This is a genomic window from Streptomyces sp. NPDC058964, from assembly GCF_042741275.1.
In the GTDB taxonomy this organism is placed as follows: domain Bacteria; phylum Actinomycetota; class Actinomycetes; order Streptomycetales; family Streptomycetaceae; genus Streptomyces.
In genome coordinates, this window is record NZ_JBHYKH010000316.1 from 1 (window position 1) to 9,858 (window position 9,858).

Below are 9,858 nucleotides of genomic sequence, written 5' to 3' on the forward strand. Positions count from 1 at the left end.
CCACCCCCCCACAACCTAAATATAAAATTGCTTATCCCTCGCCTCGAACATTTTACTAAATCTCCCTCATTCACCCCGGGCGCCCCGCGGGCCGGCGACTACGCGTTGAAGCCGGACATCTCCGCACCCGGCGTCGGCATCGTCCAGGACCGCGCCGCCGGAACCAGCCTCGGCCAGGTGGTCGACGACCACTACACCAGGCTCTCCGGTACGTCGATGGCCACTCCGCATGTCGCCGCGGCAGCCGCCCTTCTCGCCGCCGAGCGACCGGAACTGACGGCCGCGCAGATCAAGGCACTGCTGCAGGAGAGCAGTGACGTGATCACCAGGGGCGACCAGCCACAGCCCGTGTTCCGCATGGGCGCGGGCCGGCTCGACGCGGCCGGCGCGTTCGGTCAGCGCGTCGTCCCCGACCGGGCCACCTTCGACTTCGGGCTGATCGACTGCACCACGACCGCTCCGCTGAGCCGCACGGTCAGGCTCAGCAACACCGGCACCGACGACGCCACCTTCAAGCTGGACCTGAGCGGGAACGTGTTCCGGGGCGAGGGCGTACTCACCGGTGGCCCGCTCCCCGAGGGCTCGGTGCGGCTCGACGCGTCCTCCGTCACCATCCCCGCAGGGGGGACCGCCGACGTCACCGTCGTCGTCGACCCGAGCGCCATGCCGTCCGGACACGGTGCCGGACACGGTGGCGACCCGGCCGGCTCCTACTCGGGCCAGGTCAACGCCACTCCGGTAGCCGGCGGCGAGCCCCTCCACCTCACCTTCGGCTTCCAGGCCGCGCCCAACCAGTGCCGGGTGCCGTTCAAGGCACTGGACCGCGAGGGCAACCCCACCGGCGGTGCGGGCGCGGTGACCGTCCTCGACGACGAGGCGGGGGGTGAGTTCTCGTTCGGACCCGACGGTGGCACGCTGCTGCTGCCGCGCGGCGGCCATTTCTCGGTCACCGGTATCGCCGAGCGCATGCTGCCGAACGGCCACCTGGAGACCGCGACGATGGTCTCGGCCGAACAGACCGCAGAACCCGACACCAAGATCGTCATCGATGCGCGCCGCGCGCATCCGGCGTCGGTGAAGGTCCCCGAGGCGACGTCGCCCGACCTGGTGGCACTCAACACCGTGCGCACCACCCCCCAGGGGCACTGGATGCAGTTCGCGGAAGTCGCCGGCTGGGTGAACGGCGACGCGCGCTTCTTCGACATGTACGCCGGCATGGTCGACGACTCGGTGGCGACGCTGGGCAAACTGACCACCACTCAGTACCACCACCTCGTCGACGCCGGGCACGCCGACGACCCCGCGCGGGCCACGACCGCCTACGAACTGGCCTGGAACTCCCCCGCCTTCCCGGCCACTCTCACCCGTGTCCTCAGTCACGACGACGTACACCGGCTGGCCAGGGTCCGTGCGGACTACCGCCAGGTGGGCTGGGCCGACGACACCAACCACGACTGCGTGGCACGCATGCCCTCGGACGGCACGCACCCGCTGTTCTACGCCTGCGACGCGGTCAGCATGCCGGTCAGGCGCACCGAGTACGTCACTGCCGGCCTGAACTGGCAGCGTCAGACCTGGCACATGGGCAGCAACGGCTACCTCGTGACGGCTCTCGCGCAGGCCCCGCACACATACGCCCAGGGGCGGCGCGTCGACGAGAGCGTGTGGGGCGGGCCGCTGAGGTCGACCGCGTCGGGCGCGCAGACGTCCGAGGCGATCTACATGAACGCGCAGGACCTGGTCGACACGACCGGTACGACCCAGCTGTGGTGGCCGGCCGCCTATCACCGCGGGGCCTTCGTCTCCGTGGCGATGTGGCGCGACGGGCAGCTCATCAACCGCTTCTACAGCGGTCAGGGCATGGCCTACGACCGGATCCCGGACAAGCCGACGACCTGGAAGTTCGAGCGTGGGGTCTCCTTGAGCGGCGACATGGCGCAGGGCATCGAGTCGACCACCGACTGGGAGGTCCGTACCACCCCGGTCGGCGCCGGGCGGACGGAGGTCCTGCCGCTGCTGAACGTCGACTACGGCATCCGCCTCGACGGGTGGAACCACGCCAGGGCCGGCGTGGACCTGCCGCTGACCCTGACCGTGCACCGCGCCAAGGGTGCCGCGCCCAGCCCGGTCACTTCGACGCGCGCCTGGTACTCCCTCGACGGCGGAGCACACTGGATCAAGCTGGACGTCCACCGGCGCGGCGGTTCCACCGGCACGGTGGTGCTCAAGGCGCGGATACTCGGGCCGGGGCAGTTGGTCTCCCTGCGTGTCTCCGCCGCCGACAAGGGCGGCAGCACCATCGACCAGAAGCTCATCGACGCCTTCCATGTCGCCGGCTGAGGCGCGGGGCACGACCCGCACCACCGGCTGACGGCAACCGCGGCCAGTTACGGGGCGGGCCGGGCATCGTCCCGGCCCGCCTCCGTCCCGGCGCGGTCCGGTGGACACGCCGGCGGCCGGCGGCATGACGCGGCCCGCCCGCCGGCGCGGGCGCGCGCCCTGGCCTGCGCACCACCTCCATCGGGCGTCTTGCGGTGTACGGCTCCGGGGCCAGTCTGCTCGGATGGAACTTCACCCGGCGTTCGACGTGCCTTCCGTTCCTCCGCAGCAATCGCCCCCGGCCCGGCCGGGTCCCCGGACCACGGGCACCCACGACCGCTACCCGGCCCCCACGAACCGCAGGAGACCACCTTGAGCAGTTCACACGTACGCCTCGACCCCTTCGCCGAACGTTTCCTGGCCGACCTGGAGGCCAAAGGCGCGCCGCCCCTGGAGCGCCAGACCCCGGAGGAAGCCCGGGCCGGTGACCTGGCGGGGCAGCTGGCCGCGGACGTGCCGATGCCGCCCGTGGACATCGACGAACGGAGCCTTCCGGCCGGGCCCGGCGGCGAGGTGCCGGTGCGTATCGTCCGGCCGGAGCCGGCTGCCGGCACGCTTCCCGCGGTGATGTACTTCCACGGCGGGGGCTGGGTGCTGGGCGACCGGAACACCTATGACCGCGCCACCCGTGACCTGGCTCATGCGGCCGGCGCGGCCGTGGTCTTCGTGGAGTACACCCGCTCCCCGGAGGCCCGCTATCCGGTGGCTGTCGAGGAGGCCTACGCCGCCACCGCCTGGATCGCCGCGCACGGGTCGGACATCGGTCTGGACGGCACGCGGCTCGCGGTCGCGGGCGACAGCGCGGGCGGCAATCTGGCCGCAGTCACCGCGTTGCTGGCGAAGCGGCGCGGCGGCCCCCGGCTGGTCCACCAGGTGCTGCTGTACCCGGCACTGGACGCCCGACTGGACACGCCTTCCTACGACGAGTTCGCCGAGGGCCCCTTCCTCACCCGGTCCCAGATGGTGTGGTTCTGGGACCACTACGCCCCGGACACCGCTGTGCGAGGCGAGTCCACCGCCTCCCCCTTGCGGGCCACGAGGGACGAACTGGCCGGACTGCCGCCTGCGTTGGTGGTCACGGCCGAGGCGGACGTGCTGCGGGACGAGGGTGAGGCGTACGCGCGCCTGCTCCTCGACGCCGGGGTGCCGGTCGTGGCGGTGCGCTACCTGGGGGCGATCCACTCGTTCACCGCGCAGAACCCGCTTGCCGCCAGCCCCGTCACCCGGGCGGCGATCGACCAGGTCGGCCGGACGCTGCGGCAGGCTTTCGGCGTCGGCCGCTGACAGCCGACGGTGACGTCGTGCGTGACCCGGTCCGGCAGGCCTTGGCCGAGGTGCGTCCCACACCGTCTGCTGGGCCACCGCGCGGCGGGGTGGCCACCCGCGGCTGAGCCGAATTCCAGACCTGGCTGGGCAGGTTCCTCTTGTAGGTGGGGGGGTGGCACCACTGTCGGCGGTGCGACATCCCCCTGACCTGCGTCTCAGCAAGTCGGGACGACAGGATTTGAACCTGCGACCCCTTGACCCCCAGTCAAGTGCGCTACCAAGCTGCGCCACGTCCCGGCGCGCTCTCACTCGGAGTTCCGTGTGATCGCGCAGGTCAACCCTACCGCACGCGTACGGGTGCCGCTGCCGCCCGCTCCGTGACGGGGCCGACCGGACGGCCGCGGCGGACCGGGACGAGGAGCGCGGCCCCTGCGGCGGCCAGGCACAGCAGTGCCAGCAGGGTGAAGCCGTGGGTGTAGCCGGAGGCGTAGGGCAGGCCCGATTCCTGGAGGCGGCCGGTGACCAGGACGCTGGTGAGCGCGGCGCCGATGGATCCGCCGATGGTGCGGATGTTGGCGTTCATGCCGGTGGCCGCGCCGGTCTGCTCGGGCGGCACGCTGCCCACGATGAGGTTGGCCATCGAGGCGAAGGCGAGTCCGATGCCGAGGCCGAACACTCCCGAGACCAGGCCGACCTGCCACCGCTCGTCGTGCCACACGGCGAGGAAACCGAGGGCGAGCGCGCCGAGCGCGGCGCCGGTGGCGAGCTGCGCCTTGGCGCCCAGGACGGGCGTCAGCCGGCCGCCGAGCACACCGGCGAGGAACATCGCGAGGAGCATGGGCAGCATGAGCAGTCCGGACTCGGTGACGCTCGCGCCGAAGCCGTAGCCGGCCGAGCGGGGCGTCTGCAGGAACCCGGGGAGGAAGGACCAGATCGCGTACATGCCCGCACCGAAGAGCAGGGCGGCGAGGTTGGTGGTCCACACGGCGGGCAGCCGCATCACGCGCAGGTCGATCAGCGGGGTGCGGGAGCGGGACTCGGCCGACAGCCACACGGCGAACAGCACCACGGCGGCGGCGAACAGCCCGATCACCCTGGCCGAGCCCCAGCCCCACTGCCCGGCCTGACTGAGCGGCAGGAGCAGGGCCACGAGCCAGGCCGACAGCAGCACGGCGCCCGGCCAACTGACCCTTCCATGGGTCCGGTTGGGCGACTCCGGCACATAGCGGACGGCGATCGCCACGGTGGCGGCGACGACGGCGACCGGGATCCAGAACAGCCAGCGGTAGTCGAGCGCGGAGACGATGGGCCCGGCGGCCACGATGCCGACACCGCCGCCGGCCGCGATCACGGCGGACAGGTTGCTGATGCTGCGGCTCACCTCGGCCGGGGCGAACTCGTCCCGGATGATGCCGAAGGACAGCGGGAACAGGGCGCCGCCGGCACCCTGGACGATCCGGGCGACGATCAGGACGCCGATGTTCGGCGCCAGCGCGGCGACCAGACAACCGGCCAGCACGGCCAGCAGGACGGCGACGAGGGTGCGTTTCCTCCCGACGAGGTCGCCGGCCCGGCCGAGTATCGGCGTGAAGACCGAGGCGGACAGCAGATACGCCGTCATCACCCAGGTCGCGGTGGACTGTGAGGCGTGCAGCGCGTGCTGGACGGTCGGCAGGGCCGGCGCGATCAGCGACTGCAGCATGGAGAACACGCCCGCACCGGTCGCGAGGACGGTGAAGGTCAGGCGGGTGGAGTTCCGGGGCATGGAGGAGCCTCTCCGAATCGGAGCGCGAGAAACGGGGGTGTTCGAGGAAGGAAATGGGGGTGTTCGAGGAATCAGGGATGTCCGGGACCGCCGCGGAGACACGTCTGCCCGCGGCGAACACCCTCCGCACTGCTAAAGTGGAGGTACCCCTCCACTGTATCGGAGGACAACCTCCGCTTCAACCGACTCCGCCCGGGAGGCACCCGTGACGGCCCAGCCGCTCCCCGTCAGCGAGATCGTCGCGTCGCGCCGACCGCACCGCAGGGACGCCGCCCGCAACTTCGACGCACTGCTCGCGGCAGCGCGCGAGGCGTTCGCGGAGCACGGGGCGGAGGCCTCCCTGGAGGACGTCGCCCGGCGCGCGGGTGTCGGCATCGGCACCCTGTACCGGAACTTCCCCACCCGGCGCGATCTCTTCGAGAGCGTCTACGCGGACGAGGTGAACGCGCTGTGCCGGGCCGCGGTGGAGGTCGCAGAGCTGCCGCCGTGGCAGGCGCTGACCACCTGGCTGGACCGGTTCACGGGCTACATGGTCACCAAACGGGCCGTGCGGGAGGCCCTCAACGACGAGTCGCAGATCTTCCAGGCCTGCCGCGACTCGATGTACACGGCCGGCGGCCCGCTGCTGGAGCGGGCCCAGAAGGCGGGCGAGGCCCGGGCCGACATGGACTTCGGTGACTTGCTGCGGATGGTTGCCGGCATCACCGCGACGGCCTTCGAGGACGACGCCCAGCGCGACCGTGTGCTGGCCATCGCGCTGGACGGCGTGCGCACCGGACGCTGAGGCCGGCCGAGGTCGAGACCGAGCGGGCGGTCCGGGCCGGGGCGGCCGCGATGCACGATGCGGTTGATGATCGATGGCCCGTGTTGCCCGCGGGCGCCTCGGGGCCGACGGTCGCGGACACCGCGATGGCGAGCCGCGCGTCGGGCAGGTACGCCTGCACCGCCGGGAAGCCGGCGAAGGTCGACGAGCTGCTCCAGGGGCTACTTGATGAGCGCGTTCGCGATGACCACGACCACGCCCAGCAGCGCGTCCACCACGCCGATGACCACGGCGGCGGGCCAGGCCCGCGTCGCCTGCCGGGCGGTGACCAGCCCCAGGACGAACAGGATGGAGATGTTCAGGACGAACGCGGGGTACTCGACGCCGCCCGCGGGCCACCAGCCCCAGCCGGCCCCCGCGAGGACGAGGACCGTGGGCGCCACGGCCACGACCAGCGGCCACTCGTCGGCCAGGACGCGCAGGACGTCCCAGCCGCGGCGCGGTCCGCGCTCGGCGATGTAGTGGGCGTAGCCGTGCGCGAGGGCGGAGGCGAGCGCGGTCACCAGCAGCCAGAGGGCGTCGTAACGGCGGCTGGCCCTGGAGGTGTGGCCGTGCGTGGTGAGCGCGGCGACCATCGAGCTGGCGAGGACGGCGCCGTAGACACCGCCGAAGAGGACGGTCTCGCGGGTGTCGTGCCCGTGGTGCTCGCGGACGGCAGCCGTGGAGTCAGCCATGGTCCCCACGATCACCCGCGCGCGGCGGCGGCGCCACTTCGCCGGGCCCGACGAAGTGTCCTCCCACCAGGCCCGATGCCGAACACTGTGTCGACGGCGGCGGGGCCGACGATCTCGCTAGGGTCGCCGCATGACGCACAGTTTCGCCCTCCACATCCCCGACGCCGAGCTCGAACCCGAGCCGCTCGATCCGGAGCAGATCGTCTCCGGGTCGCCCGAGGTGACCGGAAAGGTGGTCTGGGAGTCAAAGGACGGCCGGCGCATCCGGGGGATCTGGCAGATCACCCCGGGCGTGGTCACCGACACCGAGGCGGACGAGCTGTTCGTCGTGATCAGCGGCTCGGCGACGATCGAGGTCGAGGACGGGCCCGTGCTGGAGGTCGGGCCGGGCGACATGGCCGTGCTGCGCGAGGGCGACCGTACGACGTGGACGGTGCACGAGACGCTGCGCAAGGCGTACGCGATCAATCTGTGAGGCCCGGGGGCGCCCCCGTGGTGCCCCTGATCTCCAGCGTCGGCGCGGCGAGGTGGACCCGGCCCGCTCCCCCGGGTGCCTCGAAGCGGTCGAGCAGGCAGCGGGCGGCGCGGCGGCCGACCTCGTACGGGGCCGTGTCGACCGTGGTCAGCCAGACGTGGCGCAGCCGGGCGATGCTCGTGTTGTCGTAGCCGGTCACCGACAGGTCCCGGGGCACCCGCAGTCCGAGTTCGCCGGCCGCCGACAGCGCGCCGACGGAGGTGATGTCGTTGACGGCGAGGAGGGCGGTGGGCCGGTCCGGGCGGCTGAGGAGCCGCACGGTGGTGCGGTAGCCGCCCTCCTCGGTCATGTCGCCGGCCTCCACCAGCGCCTCGGCGGCGAGCCCATGGGCCCGCATGGCCGCCTCGAAGCTGCGCCGGCGCAGCTCGCCGACGGCGCCGTAGCCCGCGATGTGCGCGATGCGGCGGTGGCCGAGCCCGATGAGGTGCTCGGTGACGAGACGCGCGCCGGTCTCGTCGTCGCCCGCGACGACGTCCACACCCGGCAGTACGGGCTCCCGGGCGCCCGCGACGACGACCGGCATCCGCTCGGCGACGCTGCCGAGGGCGTTGGGGTCGGGCAGGGTGCCGACCACCACCAGTCCGTCGACGCCCAGGTCCTGGAAGGGGCCGGTGAGGCCGTCGCCCGTGCGGCGGTTCAGGCGGGCGTCGGCGAGCAGCATGTGCAAACCGTTGTCGCGGAGCAGCGAGTTCAGACCGTCGAGGAGGTCGACGAACCACGGGTTGCGCAGGTCGTTGAGGAGGACTCCGACCGTGCGGCTGCGCTGCTCGCTCAGGCTGCGCGCGGCCGCGTTCGGCCGGTAGCCGAGCTCCCGCACGGCCCGCAGCACGGCCTCGCGCTTCTCGGGGCGCACCTGCCCGGAGTCGCGCAGCACCAGCGACACCAGCGACTTGGACACCCCGGCCCGCTCGGCCACGTCGCGGATCGTCGGCGGTTTCATGGCATGGACCGTTCCACGCGCCGGGCGCGGTTGTCAAAGGGCTTGACACGTCGGTGTTCTCCTCTCACTGTGACCTGGACAAGAAATGGACCGGTCCAAAAGAGGGGCTGTCATGGTGGATGCGCTCGGTGTCGCCGTCGTCGGATTCGGCTGGATGGGCCGGGTGCACACCCAGGCGTACGCCCGTGTCGCGCACCACTACCCTCAACTCCCCCTGCGGCCGCGGCTGGTGACGGTGGCCGAGGAGGTGCCCGGCCGGGCGGAGGAGGCCGCGGCGCAGTTCGGGTTCGCCTCGACGACCCGGGACTGGCGCGAGGTGGCCGCGGATCCACGCGTGCGGGCGGTCAGCATCACCGCCCCGAACTTCCTGCACCGGGAGATCGGCGTCGCCATGGCCGAGGCCGGCAAGCACATCTGGATCGAGAAGCCGGTGGGCCTGACGGCCGAGGACGCCCGCGCGGTGGCCGACGCGGTGGCCGGGGCCGGCGTGCAGGGCGCGGTCGGTTTCAACTACCGCAACGCGCCCGCCGTGGAGACCGCCCGGGACCTGATCGCCTCGGGTGGCATCGGCACCGTGACGCATGTGCGGATCAGGCTGTTCAGCGACTACGCGGCCCATCCCGACGGCGCCCTGACCTGGCGGTACGAACGGAAGCGCGGCGGCAGCGGGGTGCTCGGCGACCTGGCCTCGCACGGCGTCGACCTGGCCCGGTTCCTGCTCGGCGACATCGCCTCGCTGACCGCCGACACCGCGGTCTTCGTACCGGAGCGGGCCCGGCCCACCGGTGCCACCGCGGGCCACGCCCTCGCCGCGGGCGGCGAACTCGGTCCGGTCGAGAACGAGGACTACGTCAACTGCCTGCTGCGCTTCGCCTCCGGCGCCCGTGGTGTCCTGGAGGCGTGCCGGGTCTCGGTCGGTGAGCAGAACAACTACGGCTTCGAGGTGCACGGCACCAGGGGCGCGGTCCTGTGGGACTTCCGCCGGATGAACGAGCTGGCGGTCAGCCGCGGCACCAGCTACCAGGACCAGCCCGTCAGCACGGTGTACGTCGGGCCCGGCGACGGCGAGTTCGGGGCGTTCCAGCCGGGAGCGGCCAACGCCATGGGCTACGACGACCTGAAGGTCATCGAGGCGTACCGCTTCCTGCGCTCGGTCGCCGAGGGCCGGCCGTCCGGCACCACCCTCGTCGATGCCGTGCGCACCGCGGCCGTACTGGACGCGATGACGCGCTCCGCGCGGACCGGCGCATGGGTCGACGTGCCGACGCCGTAGCGACCTGCGCGTGGGTCAGTGTGCCGGCGCCGTGGGCATGTTGTGCGGGGTGACCACGTGGATCGCCGACGGCGGGGTGGGCCCCGCGGGCGGCATCGCGCCCGGGGGCGGCCCCCCCACGCGGGCCGGGGCGCCCCGGTGGGGGGGCGCGGGGGGGGGGGTGACCCCCCGCCCGCGGGGGGCGCGCCCCCCCCCGGGGGGGT

Annotated in this window: 8 protein-coding genes and 1 tRNA gene; 5 read left to right on the plus strand and 4 right to left on the minus strand. The window is 72.6% G+C overall.

Features of this window, described 5'->3' with window-relative positions:
• Window positions 1-27: 27 nt before the first annotated feature.
• Together ACFW2E_RS30750 and ACFW2E_RS30755 are read left to right on the plus strand one after the other, a co-directional pair.
• Window positions 28-2,340 (plus strand): S8 family serine peptidase, encoded by a 2,313-nt coding sequence (locus ACFW2E_RS30750; RefSeq protein WP_384470347.1) that lies wholly within the window; start codon window positions 28-30, stop codon window positions 2,338-2,340.
• A 351-nt stretch (window positions 2,341-2,691) separates the two neighbouring features.
• Window positions 2,692-3,663, plus strand: coding sequence for an alpha/beta hydrolase (locus ACFW2E_RS30755; RefSeq protein WP_384470339.1), 972 nt, complete (start codon window positions 2,692-2,694; stop codon window positions 3,661-3,663).
• A 205-nt stretch (window positions 3,664-3,868) separates the two neighbouring features.
• On the opposite strand, the gene ACFW2E_RS30760 is transcribed toward ACFW2E_RS30755, so the two are convergent.
• Window positions 3,869-3,942: transfer RNA gene (locus ACFW2E_RS30760), tRNA-Pro, on the minus strand.
• A 43-nt stretch (window positions 3,943-3,985) separates the two neighbouring features.
• Window positions 3,986-5,410, minus strand: a complete 1,425-nt coding sequence (locus tag ACFW2E_RS30765) for an MFS transporter (protein ID WP_384470340.1) — start codon at window positions 5,408-5,410, stop codon at window positions 3,986-3,988.
• 205 nt (window positions 5,411-5,615) lie between these two features.
• On the opposite strand from ACFW2E_RS30765, the gene ACFW2E_RS30770 reads away from it, so the two are divergent.
• Window positions 5,616-6,194, plus strand: a complete 579-nt coding sequence (locus ACFW2E_RS30770; RefSeq protein WP_384470341.1) for a TetR/AcrR family transcriptional regulator — start codon at window positions 5,616-5,618, stop codon at window positions 6,192-6,194.
• A 200-nt stretch (window positions 6,195-6,394) separates the two neighbouring features.
• Here ACFW2E_RS30770 and ACFW2E_RS30775 read toward each other — a convergent pair whose 3' ends face one another.
• The gene (locus ACFW2E_RS30775) at window positions 6,395-6,907 is read right to left on the minus strand and encodes a hypothetical protein (protein ID WP_384470342.1); all 513 of its coding nucleotides are present in this window, start codon (window positions 6,905-6,907) and stop codon (window positions 6,395-6,397) included.
• Between the two features lie 130 nt (window positions 6,908-7,037).
• On the opposite strand from ACFW2E_RS30775, the gene ACFW2E_RS30780 reads away from it, so the two are divergent.
• Window positions 7,038-7,382, plus strand: a complete 345-nt coding sequence (locus ACFW2E_RS30780) for a cupin domain-containing protein (protein ID WP_384470343.1) — start codon at window positions 7,038-7,040, stop codon at window positions 7,380-7,382.
• On the opposite strand, the gene ACFW2E_RS30785 is transcribed toward ACFW2E_RS30780, so the two are convergent.
• The gene (locus tag ACFW2E_RS30785) at window positions 7,372-8,382 is read right to left on the minus strand and encodes a LacI family DNA-binding transcriptional regulator (protein WP_384470344.1); all 1,011 of its coding nucleotides are present in this window, start codon (window positions 8,380-8,382) and stop codon (window positions 7,372-7,374) included. The two genes, ACFW2E_RS30780 and ACFW2E_RS30785, sit on opposite strands and share 11 nt — an antisense overlap.
• A 112-nt stretch (window positions 8,383-8,494) precedes the next feature.
• Between ACFW2E_RS30785 and ACFW2E_RS30790 the strand changes: the two genes are divergently transcribed.
• Window positions 8,495-9,655 (plus strand): Gfo/Idh/MocA family protein, encoded by a 1,161-nt coding sequence (locus ACFW2E_RS30790; protein ID WP_384470345.1) that lies wholly within the window; start codon window positions 8,495-8,497, stop codon window positions 9,653-9,655.
• Window positions 9,656-9,858 lie beyond the last annotated feature (203 nt).

Excerpts from the sequence above, each read along its gene's own strand:
- ACFW2E_RS30790 (WP_384470345.1), top strand. The coding sequence starts at position 8,495 with ATGGTGGATGCGCTCGGTGTCGCCGTCGTCGGATTCGGCTGGATGGGC.
- ACFW2E_RS30780 (WP_384470343.1), top strand. The coding sequence starts at position 7,038 with ATGACGCACAGTTTCGCCCTCCACATCCCCGACGCCGAGCTCGAACCC.
- ACFW2E_RS30765 (WP_384470340.1), bottom strand. The coding sequence starts at position 5,410 with ATGCCCCGGAACTCCACCCGCCTGACCTTCACCGTCCTCGCGACCGGT.
- ACFW2E_RS30775 (WP_384470342.1), bottom strand. The coding sequence starts at position 6,907 with ATGGCTGACTCCACGGCTGCCGTCCGCGAGCACCACGGGCACGACACC.
- ACFW2E_RS30785 (WP_384470344.1), bottom strand. The coding sequence starts at position 8,382 with ATGAAACCGCCGACGATCCGCGACGTGGCCGAGCGGGCCGGGGTGTCC.